We start from the raw sequence: 16,234 nt of genomic DNA on the forward strand, positions 1-16,234 counted from the left end.
CTTCTTCAATTAAAGTCGAACATCAACCATCCAAATCGGAAGCATCCACGAGAATAGCTTTCGCCAAGGGCATCGGCTCTCCCCCATCGAACACGAGATAATTCGTATTGGAGAACGCCTCGTTCTGTTCCACCTTGAAGGACACTCGCGTCGGGCAGATGCAGTTGGTTATCGGGCTGTCCGGATCGACTTTCGGTTTGACATACAGCGTTCCATTGTCCGCATAGACATCAAAGCTTTCAAAAACAATCGCGCAAGGCATCATCACTTCAAGAATGACGATGGTATCGAAGCCATCGTCGCCCACTCTACGGCCCGCAACGGCCACTTTGGTCGACGTCGTATCAATCGGGTCCATGACAAATGAATTGCTTGCCAGCGCCGGCGCATTAGCTGTCTGCCTATCGTTCTTGCATTCCAGCTTAATATCCTTCGCCAGCTTGTGCCCCGTTATTTCTTCAACCGTAACCACGCTCATTTCGACAATTTCCATGATGTTCGGATTTGAACCGGCAACATTGTCGAAAACGAGAACTGTCGCACGCCAGTAGGCTTCATTGTTTTCCACGGCAAAGTCCACCTTGGAATTACAAATGCACCGCTGCGCATTCGTGTTGTCGAATTTAGCCTTCACGTAAACCGTATCGCCGGACACATCGACATCGAGCGTATCGACTACGATGCCGCAGGTAAGTGAAAGGTTTTCTATGGTAAAGCCGGTCCGTTCGGTACCGACATAGCGGTAGACAACCGGAGGTAATTTTTCATCGCCGTCGACAGATCGGCTCACACCAGTATCCGAACCGCCATCCAGCATAGGATCGTCCCCCATGCCCTTCGCAAGGCACTGGGCATTGGCGTCCGTTACGACCTGGTGCTTGTCCGCGACTTTCGCCTCAGACGACGAACTTTTTGCCGACACAGACGAAGACGATTCGACCGGAAACGCAACCGACGATGAAGATTCAGGCGCTCCAGTCGACGAGAGTTTTTCAGTCGAAGACGATTCGGCAACCTCGGCAGAAGACGAGCTCTCGTTACCGGCCGACGGGTCAGGTGCCGTCGAAGACGAATCGTCCCCGCAGGCAATGAGCATGAGCGACAGGGCCGCAGCTGTTGCAAGTATCTTTTTCATGTTAGCCTCCTTCTTTTAATTATCCTTTACCGGAAGAGTTTCCTTCTGGTCAAAAGCCATGTAGTTGATACCGGAATAGGCCTTGCCGAGCGTGAACGTGGCCTTCGCCGCACATCCACAACCGTAATCCCAGCCCTTGCTCCGGCTAAAAGCCACGTACAGCGTATCGCCTTCACTACTGACAACCGGGTGGCCTTCGTTTACACCCTGCAGGAACTGCTTCTGGGCATCTTCCTCGCAAGGGATAGCGAAATAGACATTCTGCAAGACAAATTTCACGGAGTCACCCTCGACATGCTTGAACGCCTTAGGGCCACTGACATCCGATGCTGCGGCGGGGGTATCCAATTTCACATAAATGACGTTTTCCACGCACTGGATGGAGAAATCGCTCGCATGCGCAATATCGCCATCGCGTAATTCAGAAGAAGACGAAACCGGAATCGGGTCGACAACTTTATTCTCGCCTTCATCCGAGCTGCTTTCTATAACAGGACGTTCGCTCGAGCTGCTCCTGAAAATCGGCTTGATATTATTCTCATTACCGGAACTGCTGCTTTCGTCCTGCACCATTTTCGAATCCGACTCACTACTCGAAGAACTCGGCTCCGACACACTCACCCCGTTCTCAGTTTCAGAGAGACTGCTGCTAAGCGCGCCTGCATCCCCCGACGAACAACTATTCAACGCAATTGTACTGGGATCGATGGTGCCTCCTGCGACATCTTCAACACCGCCATTGGAACACGCAATCACGAGCACCGCCAAAAGAGACCCTACGGCAATGAAAAATTTCTTAAGCATGGCGAGCCTCCTTGACCTTGTCGGTGACCGGAAAAAACTGGAAATTGATTCGACAAACCTGATTCTGGTCCTTGTACTCGTTTGCAATGGAAAGCACCTTCTTGCAGCAGGCATCTATTTCTGCAATAATTCTCCGGTTTGCCTCCTCGTTCACGCTAAGCGTAACTCCGGTAAAATAACGTTCGTTCGGAGAATAGCGGTCCACGGCGCGCACGGCCATGTTCGCCATCTCCTTGTGCATGGAACGAATTGCGATAGGCAGCGCCTCCTTCGAGCCTATCACGGTCTGCTCCGTCTGCGAATAGACCTTCTCCCCGTCCTTCTTCAGGAATCCGGCCTTGAGCAAGAATTCCAAAACGTCGCGGACTTCCTCCGCCGACACGTGTTCCTTGCACTCCTCGGCAATATCGCGCGGGCAGGCACCCGGCATCATCGGGATAAGCTCCCTCAATACCGGATATTTCCACGATTCATAATATTGAAAAGCGTCTCCGTCCACGATACGCACCCTGTGTTCGAGCGCGATTTTCTGCATCTCAAGCAGGGCAGTCCTCTTGACGGAATCCTTTTCCGCATTGCAGAACACCACCAACAGCCGGAAATACTCTATTTCGAATCCGACGAGTCCCATGGCTCGTGCCACCGCATCGACCTTGACCTTGCTGAGCTTGCTCTGGCCCATGCCCACGAGCTTTAGAAAATTCGGAGACGAGAAACCAGCGCTCCGACAAAATTCACGCCACGAGAACGCGCCTAGACGCTTGCGTTCGTCGTAGTAATCCTGTATATACAGGTGGTAATCCTTATATTCGAGCACCGATTTCATACTTTCCAATATATCTTTTTTCCTCAGGCAAGTCAATAGTTTTATTATACAAAAATGTTCTTTTTTAGTAAATTTTCACAATATTTTCAAGAATTAAAGAAAATTTTTCACTATATTATACACACCGTATAATACAGCACCGCAAAAAAGCATCATTAAAAAGTTTTCCCACGTCATACCCCAAGCAACCCCATATCAGGCGACATAAAAAATTCTATCTTGGCGCCCCTTTGGGGCGCATTTAGTACGGCTCGGCCATGTCAAAGCAATGAATTGCTTTGACGTCTGCGACGTCCGTGGCTACGGCTCGAAAATGCAAAAAACAAGTTTTTCGCGCTTTCTCGCCTTGCACACTTTTGCCGCGGCACTCGCCTTTTACTAAATTTGTGCCCACTATGGAAACTCGTTACAATTCTAAAGATGTGGAAGCCCGATGGCATAAGACCTGGGCTGAGAATAACAGTTTTGCACCCAGCGGAAAGGGCGAACCGTTCTCGGTCGTGATTCCGCCCCCGAACGTTACCGGCGCGCTCCATCTGGGACACGCGCTCAACGATACGCTCCAGGATATTTTGGTACGCTACCGCCGTAAGACCGGCCGCGACACGCTGTGGATTCCGGGTACGGACCATGCGGGCATTGCCACGCAGGCCGTGGTCGAAAAGCGCCTTTTCCAGGACGAGCACAAGACCCGCCACGACATTGGCCGCGACGCGCTGGTGGAACGCATCTGGAAGTGGAAGGACGAATACGAAGCCCGTATCACCAAGCAGCTCAAGAGCCTCGGCGTCAGCTGCGACTGGAGCCGTCAGCGCTTCACGCTGGACCCGGTCTGCGCGAAGGCCGTGCGCCACGCCTTCTTCAACCTGTTCAAGAAGGGCCTCATTTACCGCGGCAAGCGCCTGGTGAACTGGGATACCAAGCTCCAGACCGCCGTCGCCGACGACGAAATCTACTACGAACACGTGAAGGGCCATTTCTGGACGTTCAAGTACCCCCTGGCCGACGGTTCGGGATTTATCCCCGTTTCGACCACCCGTCCGGAAACCATCATGGGCGATACGGCCCTCGCCGTGCACCCCAACGACGAACGCTACGCGCAGTTCATCGGCAAGATGCTCAAGGTGCCGTTCGTTGACCGCGAAATCCCGGTGATTGCCGACGCTATCTTGGTGGACAAGGACTTCGGTACGGGTTCCGTGAAGGTGACTCCGGCTCACGACCCGAACGACTATGCGACGGGCCTGCGTCACAAGCTCCCGATGATCAACATCATGAACGACGACGGCAGCCTGAACGAGAACGCCGGCAAGTTCCAGGGTCTCAAGGGCCAGGCCGCCCGCGACGCCGTGGTGGCTGGTCTCGAAGAACTCGGACTTTTGATCAAGGTGGAAGACCACGAAATGGACGTGGGCCACTCCGACCGTTCCAAGACTGTGATTGAGCCGTACCTCAGCGACCAGTGGTTCGTGAAGATGGACGTGCTCGCCGAAAACGCGATGAACGCCGTGAAATCGGGCGAGATCAAGATTATCCCGGAACGCTACGCCAACAAGTACCTCGACTGGCTCGCCGAAAAGCGCGACTGGTGCATCAGCCGTCAGCTCTGGTGGGGCCACCGCATTCCTATCTGGCACACCGATGCTAGCGAAGACGAACTGAAGGCCGCATTTGCCGGCCGCGACGACATCTACTTCTACAAGGCCGAAAATGGCGGATACCTCGTGTGCAGCCAGGAAGAAGACCTGAAGCCCGACGCGGTACCGGGTCACGAACTCAAGCAGGAAGAGGACGTGCTCGACACGTGGTTCTCCAGTGGACTCTGGCCGCATTCTACCATGGGCTGGCCGGAAAACACCGACACGCTCAAGCGCTACTACCCCACCAGCGTGCTCGTGACGAGCCGCGACATCATTACGCTGTGGGTCGCCCGCATGGTGCTCTTCAGCCAGGAGAACATGGGCACGGTCCCGTTCCACACGGTGTACATCCACCCGAAGATTCTGGACGGCAATGGCCAGACCATGAGCAAGTCCAAGGGCAACGGCGTAGACCCGATGGATATCGAAGAGAAGTACGGTACCGACGCTCTGCGCTTTGTGATGGCAAGCCTTTGCACCGACAACCAGGACGTGCGCCTGCCGGTGAAGAAGGAAAAGCAGCCGGATGGCCGCGAAATCAATACCAGCGAAAAGTTCGAAATCGGCCGTAACTTCAGCAACAAGCTGTGGAACGCCTGCCGCTTCCTTTACCCGCAGCTGGAACAGGCCGGTGCGCTTGCCGCCGAACTCCCGATGGACAAGAGTTTGTTCGCGCTCGAAGACAAGTGGATTTTGAGCCGCCTGCAGACGACCATCAAGGACGCCACCCGCATGCTCGAAGAATACCACTTCGCCGAACTCGCCGGGTTCCTGTACCGCTTCGTGTGGGACGATGTCTGCTCCAGCTACTTGGAAATCAAGAAGGCCGTGATCAACAGCGAAACGCTCACCGCCGAAAAGAAGAACGCCATGGCCATCCTCAGCTACGTGCTGAAGAACGTGCTTGACCTGTTGCACCCGGTGATGCCGTTCATTACCGAAGAGCTCAACAGCATCCTGTTCCAGGGCAGCGAAATGGTGATCAGCCGCGCATGGCCCAAGGCCGACGAATCCCTCATTGACGCAAAGATCGAAGCCGCATTCGACCAGGCATTCGCCGTGGTGGAAAGCGTGCGTGGCGTGCGTGGCCGCTACAACGTGAGCCCCGCCACCAAGCTCAGCGCCGTGGTGAGCGTGGACGACGCCGCAACGGAAGCCAGCGTGAAGGACTGCATGGCTATCATCACCGAACTTTCGGGTCTCTCTGACCTGAGTGTCGCCGTGAAGGCTGTGAAGCCGAAGTTCAGCGCCAGCGCCGTGGTTCCCGGTGGCGAACTCTACATCCCGCTAGAAGGTATCCTCGACCCGGCTGCAGAAATCGCCCGCCTCGAAAAGGAAATTGAGAAGGCCAAGGCATTCGCCGCTTCAATTGAACGCAAGCTCTCAAACGAAAAGTTCGTGAGCGGCGCTCCCGAAGCAGTCGTGAACGCCGAACGCACCAAGCTCGCAACGCAGATGGATATTATATCCAAAAATGAGGCGGCGCTGAAGGAACTGCGCTAACTCACGTCATTGCTCTGTGAGCCATGACAGCGTCGGTTATCCAATGCATAAGCAAGCTCCTGCGCTGGATAACCTAGCATGTCATTGCGAGGCTCCGCAAGGAGCCGTGGCAATCTATTTTAAAAGAGATGTTCAAAGAACATCTCTTTTTTCAAACATTCAACGCTATTGACATTCGTTTTTATTTATACAGTTGCAGGGGAAGTAGATTCCCAATAAGTTCGAAATGCCTATCCAGCGAGAACAGTGTCAATCCATTCTGCAAGACATTTTGAGCAATCATCAAATCAGGCAAGCCGACCTTATTTATACCATGCTTCAGGTTTTCCGTCTGCATGTAGATAAGGCCGTTCCAATCAATCTGTATTGGAACCTTCGGTAGGAGGTTTAGCAGATTTTCAAGCTCTGTCTCGCCCCGTTTCCTTATAGATGGGAGCAATTCGGCAAGAATGATGTCGTTAATGCAGATACTGCCGTTGTCAATCAGTTTTTTGAGAACTTCCTTGCTTTCGCCACCGCGAAAACCGTCGATCCATACGGAAGTATCAACGAGGGTCATTTCTACCTCGCAGGGCGTCGAGATCGATATCCAGGTCGGTGTTGCCAAGATACTTCTTCAAACCAGAAATGTCGTGCGCTTTCTGTGACTTTTTTTCCATGAGAAGAAGACCTATTTTCCACTGGAGTTCTTCCAGTTGGGTATAGGGCAATCCTTCCACCTGCGATTCAAGTTCTGCAAAGGCTGTTTCCGACATGTTTGGACCTCTCTTGGGTTTAATATACATTATTTGCCCCAAATTTGCCAATACCATTCCAAGTTGGAGTGCAGATTTGTCTTTACAAAATAGCATAAATCTACTTTTTGAAAAAAACGAACTAGCTGATAATCTCGATTGTTAGGCGGAAGTGGTTACAAAGGCTATTCCTCCAGCATGGAGGCAACGGCATCTGCCGCCGTTGCATAAGGGCCATGGAGATTTTTGCGAGTACGGCTATCGCTAATAGCCTTTTCTAGAGACAAGTCTTCGGGGGCATGGCGAACATCAAAAGGAATACCGTTATGTTCGATGGCAAAAGTCAAGAAAATACGGATAGCCGTAGAGGTATCCATACCGAGAGACTGGAACAAGTCGTCCGACTTCTTTTTCAGGTCATCATCAACTCTCATCTGCAACGTAGCCATAATTAGACTCCTTTCCCCCTAAATATACACTATTTTCAACTACAAGTCAATAAAACACAAAGAAAATGTATTGACAAATCACTACACATTCAGTCAAATCACGTTTTTTAGCCATTTTTCAGCCCTTACGCAGCCTTCTTTCACTTTTTTAGTTATTTTTATGATGACATAGTTTTAGAGTTCGCTCTTATTCTGGACCTGAAAAACGACCAAAATTTCAACCATCCGAGAATAAGGCAGACACTCACACCCCAATGGTGTGGGTCGTTTGTGCTTATCGGATGGACGGTTTCTTGGTCGTTACCTCAGGTCAATAAGTGCTTACGATTCCGCACTTTTTCTTTTTTGGAAATGCAAATCGTCGGCACATGAGGTAAGACGAGCTCCGAGTTTTTAACAACGGAGCAACCGATGAAAAAAAACAGTACATTTCTTTTCCTAAAGACCGTTATCGCTACAGGATTGTGCGGCATTCTCATTAGCGGTTGTTCCAAAGTTGATCAGGTAAAAGAAGGCAAATTCCATGCATATTCGACGACCACTATAGGTAAAGCATTCGACGCGTCTTTTGGCAATGTCAAATGGACGGAAAACACAACATCTAAGGGACAAGATTTTGTCGAATTTAAAGGCGATGTTGATATTGATTTCCTTGAATTGTTAGCCACCGCTATCGTTGATGATGTCGGCAATGATCTAGCAAATCCAATGGCAGCCACAAATGCGATGGATGCTTGTTTTGGGAAATCATACGCTCAACAATATAGAAAAGAGATATGGAAAGCTCTCATATCTGCGACAATTGGATCTTTTGGGCTGATAGCTCTCGACGGAGATATAGGAAACAAGATTAAGGCAGGAACTATAGCGGACTTCGTTTCTGCATTGGCAAATAAATCCAATCGACTAACGGTCCAATTTGTTTTTACGGATAGCGACAATTCCGATTTTGAATTGGGTTATTATGGATTCGAAGGCGAAGAATGGTCAAATTGCAATATTCAAGAACTCGTAGATACAGAGGACTTTCTCGATTTTGTTTATTCAAATCACACATACAAAGTCTTTGATTTCAAAAAAATAGCCAAAGAAATCGTTGATCAAGCGGAATCCGCAAATCAACTGCCGGACACTCTGCTTAAAGAAAAAATTTCAAGCTACTCAAAAACAAAAGGGGTTTTAATAGCCAATACGGTAAACAGCGACCCTAGAGTTCTAAAAAGAAAAGACGAAATTGCAAAAGCCGCTGCAGAGCAAAAACGTCTTGAGGAGGAAGAAGCAAAGTGCAAAGCCGAAGAAGAAGAAACATTGCGCTTAGCCGAGGAAGAAAAACGAAGGCAAAATGCCATGAAAGAAATCCTTCCAGCAATGAAAATATACAAACAAAAAATGGATGCGTACAAAGCAAACTGCCCCAACGGATGTGATGAATATCCTTATTGGGCGGTCATTGATTTCAAGCCTCCAAAATCTGAATACTTCGTATTCCGAGATGGCACTGAAATGGGAGGCTTTGATTGGCAACTTGGATTAGAGGCAAAAGAAGACATTCTTGGCATCACCTGCCATTGGACAATAAGATGTCTCAATACAGAAAAATGTGAATGCAACATTTCTGATGATTGCAAAAACATCACACCAAATTTAAAATCAATCTGCGACATTGAATACGATGATTTCTAACCAATCATAGGAGAAAAATATGACTGACATCGAAAATTTCTCATACAAAACAACCGAGCCATCATTCTTTTCTAAACTAAAAGGCTTGTATTGGCTCACTCCCAAATCAAGACGATTGAAAGAAATAAAATTTGAAGATGAAAAAATCTTCATTTCTGTCATGTCCGGACAGGAACTATGCGCTCCTATCAAGGAATGTTCTTTCAAATATGGAATAGACAAAGCGGACAGAATAGAAGTATACGTAACGACGCAAGATAAAAAAATCCATTTTACAGAAATTCCAGGAACTTTGGATGATGACGCTTGGGAGAACATTCGCTCATTCATCATAGAGGATTGCGACGCAAACGAGCTCACCTCAGCTAAAGTTCTTTCTGTACTCGAACATGTAAAAAATGCCATAGACGACCCATTAGGAACCGTCATTGATATAACAACAGACATTTTTTCAAAGAGTGGATCCATAAAAAAGAAGATTATCGCCGGTTTATGCGCTATTTTAATCGCTTCTGGATGCATATATTATTTTATGCGCAGCGACACGGAAGAAAACGAGCAGTTATCCTGCAAACTTGTGACAGAAATTTTGCAAGAAAATGGAGATGGAGGCAAATGCGAAAAAATAGAATTAGGGAATGCTATTCATTATGGCGACAGTACAATTTTCAACAACGCCAAAGCCTACCTAGACAACGAGAATGAAATTAATGTTATCGTGACAATTTACGAAAATACGGTTTACGTCGACATCCCTGGCAACAATAACGAAGCAGATGATGAAGAGGAAGACGATGAGGACGACGTTGAATAATTTCCTTCAATCCTCTAAGTTTTCTAATTTCATAATTATTGTAGTCCTAGTCAATTCGGCTGTTCTAGGGCTACAAACATCTCCTTCTATTACAGAACACTTTGGCTATCTTTTAAACATCCTGGACAAAGTTTGTTTATACATCTTTGTTTTAGAAGCCATACTAAAAATTTCATCATTTCGGCTAAATTATTTCAAGGATGGATGGAATTGGTTTGATTTCTTAATTGTAGTATTTTCACTCTTAGCTGATTTCCCTGCCTTATCTTCACTTCGCGTTCTAAGAATCATCCGTGTATTCAGAGCTTTTAAACTTATTAGTGGGATGAAGCCTCTTCAAACAATCGTTTCTGTTATAGGAAAGTCTATTCCCAGTATATCATGGACAATTTTGTTATTGTTAATCATTTACTATGTCTTCGCAATAATAGGAACAACTCTCTTTGGAGAAAATTTTCCCGCATGGTTTGGTTCCATTGGAAAATCAATGTATTCCTTATTCCAAATAATGACATTGGAATCATGGTCTATGGGGATCAGCCGACCCGTCATGGAAGTATATCCTTATGCTTGGGCATTTTTCATCCCATTTATACTCATAACATCATTCGTTGTTCTGAATGTTCTCGTGGGAATTGTCGTCAATTCCTTTGGGGAAACGACATCATCAGAACCGCAAAGTACAACAAAAGAAAAAGATTTTCTAAATGAAGTAGAAGCAATCAAGCAACACCTTAACAATTTGGAGACCTTGATTGAGAAAAAAGAACAACAATTGTAGTCGGGATAATCTACACGAACGAGAATCCATTTTAAAGAGGTGTTCCTAACGGAGCACCTCTTTTTTGATTTATCCACCTTTTAGAACTCGGCTACGATACCGAGACCGACAGGGAAAAACGGCTTGTCGTTATCAAGCGTTCCGTAGTCAACGTCGAAATGAGTATAATAGCCGCCATTGCCGGCATAGAATTCAAAGCCCATTTCAAAGTAGGCTCCAAAATGGTTCAGGAACATGTGCTGGTACCCCAAGCCAAAAACCAGTCGCCAGTAATTGATGTCCCTCGTATGCTCGATGAGTTCTGAATTTTCCGAGCCCACATTCGTTATCGTAAAACCGTTCATTTCACCGGTTATCCATTCCGAAGAATGGAACGCATACGGGCCCGTCAAGCCCGTGAATCGGTAGGCAACCCCGATACCTCCCATGAAATCGTAGTCGGAGTTGTAGGTTGCCAAATGAACGTTAGCGGAGAGATGTCCGTCCAGCATGGTGTACCCGACACCGACCATCCCCTGAGACGGCCCGAAACCGAGAGAAACACCTATCTGGGCAAAACTAGCCCCGACAAAAAGACAAAGTATTAAGAGAACCTTCTTCATGTATAACCTCCTATTTTATACTAGAACGTTTTTACAACAAAATAACTATTTATTTTCAAAAAAAGACGCCCCTAATCACCCCAAAATCACATTCCGTCAGAAAATTTCAACAATCCCTCCTTTTTTTATTATTATTAAATCATCAAGTTAGGAGAACAAATTATGAAATTCACCAAATTTCTATTTGCGGGCGTATTTTCCGCAAGCCTTTTCACCACAAGCCTACATGCGGCGGAATGCAACGTCACCCACCATCAAGGCGGGGGCGGCAGCACCGACATCTACATGGGGTATCCAGCAACAGCGCTCTACCTGTTCGAAGGCGACTACCTGGACCTCTCCAAGATGAGCCAGCGCGAACCGGCGGTCAAGAACGCCTCCGGCACCGATACGGCATGGGTCTACAGGTCCGAACTGGATTCCACCATGATCGTAATCGTCACCGAGAAGGTGGTCAAGGTCGCACGAGTCACCTATTCCGATGACGAAAATTCACGGATGGATTCACTTTTTACCGTGAAGCACAAAGACGTGTACAAGGACGAGTTTCCGCGCCTGCAGAAGGCGGGAGTCTTCAAGGGGACGGCGGAACAGGCAGATTCCCTCGTGACACACGTATTTGAATTGTGCCAGCGATTCTACAGCAAAGATTACGGTTACGGCGGCTGTGTATTCAACCCGCCCGAGCAGAGAGGAAGAAACGGCGGGAAGGACGTCGACATGGTCGACATGCCGCTTGCACTTGCAGCCGTTGCCGGCGAGTTCACCATCCTTCTCGATACGCTGAATACGTGTCCGGATCACAAGTTCCCTGCCGAATCCCCGACAGTCAATCCGCGCACCGCCGCGGGACTACCGCAGGCGAAGGCCAGCTTCGTAAGGCTCGGCCAGATGCGCTACCGTATCACGAACGTGAAGCCCGGTTCCGCGTACAAGGCATTCAGCCTGAACGGCCAACTGATCGAAAGCGGCATCTTGAATGACGGCGTGTTTACGGCAAAAAATTTGCCCGTCATCCTGATGCTGGACAACAGCCAGAACCTTTACCTGAAGGATTAAAAACAAGTTAAGCGCGAATGCGACAGAAAACTACTCGAGTGCTTCGCGGATTTGCTGTATAAAGTTCATCTCCTCGGGCGAGACGTTGCTTTCGTTGTCATCTTCGCGGGAGGCGTTCGCCACGCGGAGCATGGATTCGAGCACCTTGCTCTTGAATTCGGGCGTAGATTCCTTCAGCGCTTCGATGCAGGCGCCCGCACGTTCCTTCGCCGACTTGAACTTCGCATAGAGGTCATTGAAGTCGTCCCACGAGACATCCGGTACAAGTTCGTCGTGAATCGCGTCGAGCGTGTCGCTCTCGGCCTCGGTCGCCGAGGCTGAACCGGGCAGAAGTTTCTCGGTTTCGGTTTCGTGATACAGGCATGCCACCTGCCAAGAAAGAATCAAGAGCGCCATATTCGAATTCATCGTGAACCTCGTAATTTTTTTCAAAATATAATCAAAAGCGACTTCCGGACTGGCCCGAATTCGACACTTTTTTGCTATATTCCAAGACATGGCATACGTAGCAATGGCCCGCAAGTGGCGCCCGCAGTCCTTTGACGACATGGTCGGGCAGGAACATATCGCGAAAACCCTCCAGAACGCAATCGAGGGGGGCAGACTCCATCACGCATTCCTCTTTACCGGCACCCGCGGTGTAGGCAAGACCACCAGTGCCAGAATCCTCGCCCGCACGCTCAACTGTTCTGGCGGCGACCCGCTGCACCCCTGCGGCAAATGCGAAAGCTGCAAGGACATTTCGGGCGGAAACCCGATGGACGTGTACGAAATAGACGCGGCCTCCAACACCGGAGTCGAGAACATTCGCGATGTCATTGACCGCGTACAGTACCCTCCCGTCATCGGCAAGTACAAGATTTTCATCATCGACGAAGTCCACATGCTTTCGACCGGGGCCTTCAACGCCCTCCTGAAGACGCTCGAAGAACCGCCTCCGCACGTGATTTTCATCTTCGCAACCACCGAGGTCAACAAGGTCCCGCAGACCATCCTCAGCCGTGTGCAGCGTTTCGACTTCAAACGCCTGACCATGGACCAGATCCGCAGCCGCCTGCGCTACATCTGCGAACAGGAAGGCATCAACGCAAGCGACGAGGCCCTGAACATCTTTGCCGAGAAGGCGGACGGCTCCATGCGCGACGGCCTCACCTACTTCGACCAGGCCTACGCCTTCACGGGAAACGAGATGACGGACGAATCTGTCCGGTCCGTTCTGGGAATCCCGCCCGTCGAGCTTTTCTTCGACCTCATCAACGCCATCGAAAGCCATAATCTCAAGGGTTGCTTCCTGATGGTCGACAAGGCTGTAAGCCGCGGCATCGAGTTCGCGCCACTCCTGGACGGATTCGGCAAGTTCCTCCGCAACCTCCTTTACGGCCGCCTCGACGCTTTTTCGCCTGACGCTTTGAACATCTCTACGGAACTCTACTCAAAGCTCAAGGAAACCGCGACAGGCCTTTCCAACGGGGACCTGCTGCGCATATCCAAGATGCTCATCGACCTGCAGGCGCAAATCCGCTACAGTTCCAACCCGCGGCTCCTTGTCGAGACGACATTCGCCCGCATGGCTTGGCTCGACAGGCTCACCGACCTCCGGCGAGCACTTGCCGCTATAAACGACCCGAAAAGCGCCTCAGACGAGGCGACAAAAAAAAAAGTAGCTGACGTCCAGCAGATGCTCGACACCCAGGAATCTTCCCAGGGGGCAAGCATGGATTTCGTCGGCAGCTCCGACTTTGACAGCCCGGTCGCATTCTCGCGCTACGAAATCACCGCCGCCTGGCCCTCCATCGTGGCTGGCCTCGCCGACTGCGGAGACTACAAGTTTTCCGCTGCCATCACAGGGACCATCCTGGAAGCGGGCGACATCAAGGCGAACCCCTTCCCGCTATTTCTCACCTATATCGGCGAAACGGAGAACAACACCTCCTGGGGCTACCAGCAGATTTGCGAGAACCCGGAATTCGCGAAGCGCGTACAGACTATCCTGGAAGACAAGTTGCAGACGAAGGTTTCCCTCTCGATAAAGACCCGCGCCTACACGCAAGAAGAACGAGTTTCCAGGGAAAACGCCCTCAAGAGCCCCTTCGAAAAGGACTGCGAAAGCATAGGCGGATTGAAGGAACTCGTAGAAAAATTCATGGGAGAATTGGTATATTCTAGGTCGCTAGAAAAGGTTACCGAAGCCCCGGCTGGCGAACAGCCCGAAGAAATGAACGACAACTAATAAAGAAAACCGCTAAAAGGAAAAACCGCTATGGACATGAGTAAAATGCTTAAGGACCTCCAGAAGATGCAGAGCAAGATGCTGAAGGCCCAGAACGACCTCAAAACCCAAAGTTTCGACGCCGAAGCCGGCGGCGGCATGGTCAAGGTCGCCATCAACGGTCAGGGTGTGCTGACGATGATCAAGATCAATCCGGACGCCGTGGACAAGGACGACGTTGAAGCCCTCGAAGACCTCGTCATGGCAGCCGTCAATTCAGCCATCAAGAAAAAAGACGAGGCGGCACAATCAAGCCTTTCCAACATCACCGGCGGCATGAAAATCCCCGGTCTGATGTAGCCCCGGATATGAGAATCCGACCCCTGTTTTGACACCCTTCCGCCCCCCGGCGGAAGGGTGTTTTTTGCACCCCAAAAGGAGCAACCTAAAATCCAGGATTCCTCTCATCCATAGATTCGTGCATTCCATCACTTTTTTTCACGGGGAACCTTTAACATCATATAATATATTTTTACATTTGGCGCGTTAAATTTTATGGAGAACAGATGCTCAGGCAATTTGCAATCCCTACGATTATCGCCACGCTCCTTGTAGCCCCTAGCTGGGCCGGGAAGACCTATACCCGCGAAGAAGCCGTCAATACAGCCCTCGAAAACTCCTCCGACGTGAAATCCGCCGAAGAAGACCTCAAAAGCGCTACTTCCCAGGTGACGGCAGGCTACGGCAACGCCTACCCCTCCATCGACCTGAACGCCACCGTGACCCGTATTTTCGGCCTCGACGATGTCGAAAAGAGCACCGACCTGACCGATGCCGCCACGCAGATGGCCATGGGAAAGGATGCGGAAGGCCACCCCATGGCAAACGCCTACGACCAGCAGGTCCTCGGCCCCGCGCTCGACGGGCTCATCTACGGCATGAAATCCCAGGGTTACCGCTGGCAGTCCAGCGTAGGCATCACCGCCACCCAGATTCTTTACGCCGAAGGCAAGGTTGGCGTCGGGATTGAAATCGCGAAGGCCTACAAGCGCATCAACGAAGTGAAGCTCGAAAACACGAAGGCCCAGGTCCGCTACGACGTGGAAAACGCCTTCGACCAGCTCATCTACCTCGATTCCGCCATCAAGATCATGTACGCCTCCAAGGAACTGCTCCAGGAGAACCTGAATTTCGTCGAACAGTCGCTCAAGAGCGGAATGGCCACCGAACTTGACCTTATCCGCGTGCAGCTCTCGATGGACCAGCTGAACTCCACCATTGCGAGCGCCGAAAAGATGCGCGTCCTCGCCCGCAACTCGCTCCTCAACACGATGGGCCTCGAATGGGAAACCGACGTGCAGTTCCAGGGCGAACTCCGCGACCCCGCCGCAGGCTACAGCTTCCCCGACACCTCCATGGCGAACGTGAAGAAGCGCCGCAAGGAACTCGTGATGCTCGAGGAAACCGAGAACATGAAAAACCTGAACATCGAAATCGAGCAGGGCGGCTACAAGCCGACCGTGGTGCTCCTCGGCGGCATCAAGTATGCAAACAACAAGAACGAATTTTTCGACTGGGACGCCCCCACGTGGGACAAGCTGAACAAGTACATCGCGCTGAACGTCTCGATGAACCTCTTCAACGGCATGAAGACCCGCGAAGGCGTGGCCCAGGCCAGGTCGAGCCTCCGCAGCACGCAAATCCAGAAGGAAACCGCCGAGCGCGGGTTCCGCGTGCAGATCGAGTCGTGCGTGAATACGCTCGAGGATGCGAACAGCCAGATTGAAATCGCAAAGCGCCAGATCGACCTCGCGCAAAAGAACTACGACCTCACGAACGAAGCCTACAAGCTCGGGCGCGAAACGCAATTGCACGTGCTCAGCGCCGAAAACAGCCTGCGCACCGCAAAAATAGACTACATGAAGGCCATCGTCGAATGGAACAAGGCCTACAACGCGCTCCTGCAGGCCACCGGAGAATATTAATAGGAAGAAG

The 16,234-nt window shown here is 50.3% G+C and carries 16 protein-coding genes; 8 read left to right on the forward strand and 8 right to left on the reverse strand.

Annotated features, from left to right (window positions below; translation table 11 throughout):
- Positions 1-22: 22 nt before the first annotated feature.
- The 3 genes from B4A77_RS04940 to B4A77_RS04950 are packed head-to-tail and all read right to left on the reverse strand — an operon-like array spanning position 23 to position 2,765.
- Positions 23-1,135 (reverse strand): hypothetical protein, encoded by a 1,113-nt coding sequence (locus tag B4A77_RS04940; RefSeq protein WP_290729194.1) that lies wholly within the window; start codon positions 1,133-1,135, stop codon positions 23-25.
- A gap of 15 nt (positions 1,136-1,150) precedes the next feature.
- A complete protein-coding gene (locus B4A77_RS04945; RefSeq protein WP_290738834.1) occupies positions 1,151-1,939 on the reverse strand; it encodes a hypothetical protein in 789 nt (262 codons plus the stop codon).
- Positions 1,932-2,765 carry a TIGR02147 family protein gene (locus tag B4A77_RS04950; RefSeq protein ID WP_290726928.1) on the reverse strand — a complete coding sequence of 278 codons (834 nt, stop codon included), beginning with the start codon at positions 2,763-2,765 and terminating at the stop codon, positions 1,932-1,934. The genes B4A77_RS04945 and B4A77_RS04950 overlap by 8 nt, the downstream gene beginning before the upstream one ends.
- 395 nt (positions 2,766-3,160) lie before the next feature.
- Here B4A77_RS04950 and B4A77_RS04955 point away from each other — a divergent pair, with 395 nt between their 5' ends.
- Positions 3,161-5,908 (forward strand): valine--tRNA ligase, encoded by a 2,748-nt coding sequence (locus B4A77_RS04955; RefSeq protein WP_290738837.1) that lies wholly within the window; start codon positions 3,161-3,163, stop codon positions 5,906-5,908.
- Between the two features lie 181 nt (positions 5,909-6,089).
- Here the strand turns inward: B4A77_RS04955 and B4A77_RS04960 are convergent, their stop codons facing one another.
- From B4A77_RS04960 to B4A77_RS04970, 3 genes are all read right to left on the reverse strand, one after another.
- Positions 6,090-6,467, reverse strand: a complete 378-nt coding sequence (locus B4A77_RS04960) for a PIN domain-containing protein (protein WP_173382213.1) — start codon at positions 6,465-6,467, stop codon at positions 6,090-6,092.
- On the reverse strand, positions 6,454-6,663 hold the full coding sequence (locus B4A77_RS04965; RefSeq protein ID WP_143153091.1) for a hypothetical protein: 210 nt from the start codon (positions 6,661-6,663) through the stop codon (positions 6,454-6,456). The genes B4A77_RS04960 and B4A77_RS04965 overlap by 14 nt, the downstream gene beginning before the upstream one ends.
- A 164-nt stretch (positions 6,664-6,827) precedes the next feature.
- The gene (locus tag B4A77_RS04970) at positions 6,828-7,091 is read right to left on the reverse strand and encodes a type II toxin-antitoxin system RelB/DinJ family antitoxin (protein WP_290729182.1); all 264 of its coding nucleotides are present in this window, start codon (positions 7,089-7,091) and stop codon (positions 6,828-6,830) included.
- A 411-nt stretch (positions 7,092-7,502) separates the two neighbouring features.
- Between B4A77_RS04970 and B4A77_RS04975 the strand changes: the two genes are divergently transcribed.
- The 3 genes from B4A77_RS04975 to B4A77_RS04985 are packed head-to-tail and all read left to right on the forward strand — an operon-like array spanning position 7,503 to position 10,369.
- Positions 7,503-8,774 carry a hypothetical protein gene (locus B4A77_RS04975; RefSeq protein WP_290729179.1) on the forward strand — a complete coding sequence of 424 codons (1,272 nt, stop codon included), beginning with the start codon at positions 7,503-7,505 and terminating at the stop codon, positions 8,772-8,774.
- A gap of 19 nt (positions 8,775-8,793) precedes the next feature.
- The gene (locus B4A77_RS04980; RefSeq protein WP_290729176.1) at positions 8,794-9,588 is read left to right on the forward strand and encodes a hypothetical protein; all 795 of its coding nucleotides are present in this window, start codon (positions 8,794-8,796) and stop codon (positions 9,586-9,588) included.
- Entirely contained in the window at positions 9,581-10,369 is a 789-nt protein-coding gene (locus B4A77_RS04985; RefSeq protein WP_290729174.1) for an ion transporter, read from the forward strand. Before B4A77_RS04980 ends, B4A77_RS04985 begins: the two co-directional genes overlap by 8 nt.
- Positions 10,370-10,449: 80 nt before the next feature.
- Here B4A77_RS04985 and B4A77_RS04990 read toward each other — a convergent pair whose 3' ends face one another.
- The gene (locus B4A77_RS04990; RefSeq protein WP_290738839.1) at positions 10,450-10,971 is read right to left on the reverse strand and encodes a hypothetical protein; all 522 of its coding nucleotides are present in this window, start codon (positions 10,969-10,971) and stop codon (positions 10,450-10,452) included.
- 162 nt (positions 10,972-11,133) lie between these two features.
- Here B4A77_RS04990 and B4A77_RS04995 point away from each other — a divergent pair, with 162 nt between their 5' ends.
- Positions 11,134-12,030: a hypothetical protein gene (locus tag B4A77_RS04995; protein WP_290738841.1), complete on the forward strand. Its 897-nt coding sequence runs from the start codon at positions 11,134-11,136 to the stop codon at positions 12,028-12,030.
- A gap of 30 nt (positions 12,031-12,060) precedes the next feature.
- Here the strand turns inward: B4A77_RS04995 and B4A77_RS05000 are convergent, their stop codons facing one another.
- Positions 12,061-12,438 (reverse strand): hypothetical protein, encoded by a 378-nt coding sequence (locus B4A77_RS05000; RefSeq protein ID WP_173366678.1) that lies wholly within the window; start codon positions 12,436-12,438, stop codon positions 12,061-12,063.
- Between the two features lie 88 nt (positions 12,439-12,526).
- Between B4A77_RS05000 and dnaX the strand changes: the two genes are divergently transcribed.
- The 3 genes from dnaX to B4A77_RS05015 all read left to right on the forward strand — a co-directional run bounded on the left by dnaX (position 12,527) and on the right by B4A77_RS05015 (position 16,224).
- On the forward strand, positions 12,527-14,260 hold the full coding sequence (gene dnaX / locus B4A77_RS05005; protein ID WP_173382220.1) for a DNA polymerase III subunit gamma/tau: 1,734 nt from the start codon (positions 12,527-12,529) through the stop codon (positions 14,258-14,260).
- Positions 14,261-14,296: 36 nt separating this feature from the next.
- Entirely contained in the window at positions 14,297-14,599 is a 303-nt protein-coding gene (locus B4A77_RS05010) for a YbaB/EbfC family nucleoid-associated protein (protein WP_290726939.1), read from the forward strand.
- 206 nt (positions 14,600-14,805) lie between these two features.
- A complete protein-coding gene (locus tag B4A77_RS05015) occupies positions 14,806-16,224 on the forward strand; it encodes a TolC family protein (RefSeq protein ID WP_290726940.1) in 1,419 nt (472 codons plus the stop codon).
- Positions 16,225-16,234 lie beyond the last annotated feature (10 nt).

This window comes from Fibrobacter sp. UBA3718, from assembly GCF_002371935.1.
Taxonomy (GTDB): domain Bacteria; phylum Fibrobacterota; class Fibrobacteria; order Fibrobacterales; family Fibrobacteraceae; genus Fibrobacter.

Excerpts from the sequence above, each read along its gene's own strand:
- B4A77_RS05010 (WP_290726939.1), top strand. The coding sequence starts at position 14,297 with ATGAGTAAAATGCTTAAGGACCTCCAGAAGATGCAGAGCAAGATGCTG.
- dnaX (WP_173382220.1), top strand. The coding sequence starts at position 12,527 with ATGGCATACGTAGCAATGGCCCGCAAGTGGCGCCCGCAGTCCTTTGAC.
- B4A77_RS04950 (WP_290726928.1), bottom strand. The coding sequence starts at position 2,765 with ATGAAATCGGTGCTCGAATATAAGGATTACCACCTGTATATACAGGAT.
- B4A77_RS05015 (WP_290726940.1), top strand. The coding sequence starts at position 14,806 with ATGCTCAGGCAATTTGCAATCCCTACGATTATCGCCACGCTCCTTGTA.
- B4A77_RS05000 (WP_173366678.1), bottom strand. The coding sequence starts at position 12,438 with ATGAATTCGAATATGGCGCTCTTGATTCTTTCTTGGCAGGTGGCATGC.
- B4A77_RS04995 (WP_290738841.1), top strand. The coding sequence starts at position 11,134 with ATGAAATTCACCAAATTTCTATTTGCGGGCGTATTTTCCGCAAGCCTT.
- B4A77_RS04990 (WP_290738839.1), bottom strand. The coding sequence starts at position 10,971 with ATGAAGAAGGTTCTCTTAATACTTTGTCTTTTTGTCGGGGCTAGTTTT.
- B4A77_RS04940 (WP_290729194.1), bottom strand. The coding sequence starts at position 1,135 with ATGAAAAAGATACTTGCAACAGCTGCGGCCCTGTCGCTCATGCTCATT.
- B4A77_RS04975 (WP_290729179.1), top strand. The coding sequence starts at position 7,503 with ATGAAAAAAAACAGTACATTTCTTTTCCTAAAGACCGTTATCGCTACA.
- B4A77_RS04945 (WP_290738834.1), bottom strand. The coding sequence starts at position 1,939 with ATGCTTAAGAAATTTTTCATTGCCGTAGGGTCTCTTTTGGCGGTGCTC.
- B4A77_RS04960 (WP_173382213.1), bottom strand. The coding sequence starts at position 6,467 with ATGACCCTCGTTGATACTTCCGTATGGATCGACGGTTTTCGCGGTGGC.
- B4A77_RS04980 (WP_290729176.1), top strand. The coding sequence starts at position 8,794 with ATGACTGACATCGAAAATTTCTCATACAAAACAACCGAGCCATCATTC.
- B4A77_RS04970 (WP_290729182.1), bottom strand. The coding sequence starts at position 7,091 with ATGGCTACGTTGCAGATGAGAGTTGATGATGACCTGAAAAAGAAGTCG.
- B4A77_RS04955 (WP_290738837.1), top strand. The coding sequence starts at position 3,161 with ATGGAAACTCGTTACAATTCTAAAGATGTGGAAGCCCGATGGCATAAG.
- B4A77_RS04965 (WP_143153091.1), bottom strand. The coding sequence starts at position 6,663 with ATGTCGGAAACAGCCTTTGCAGAACTTGAATCGCAGGTGGAAGGATTG.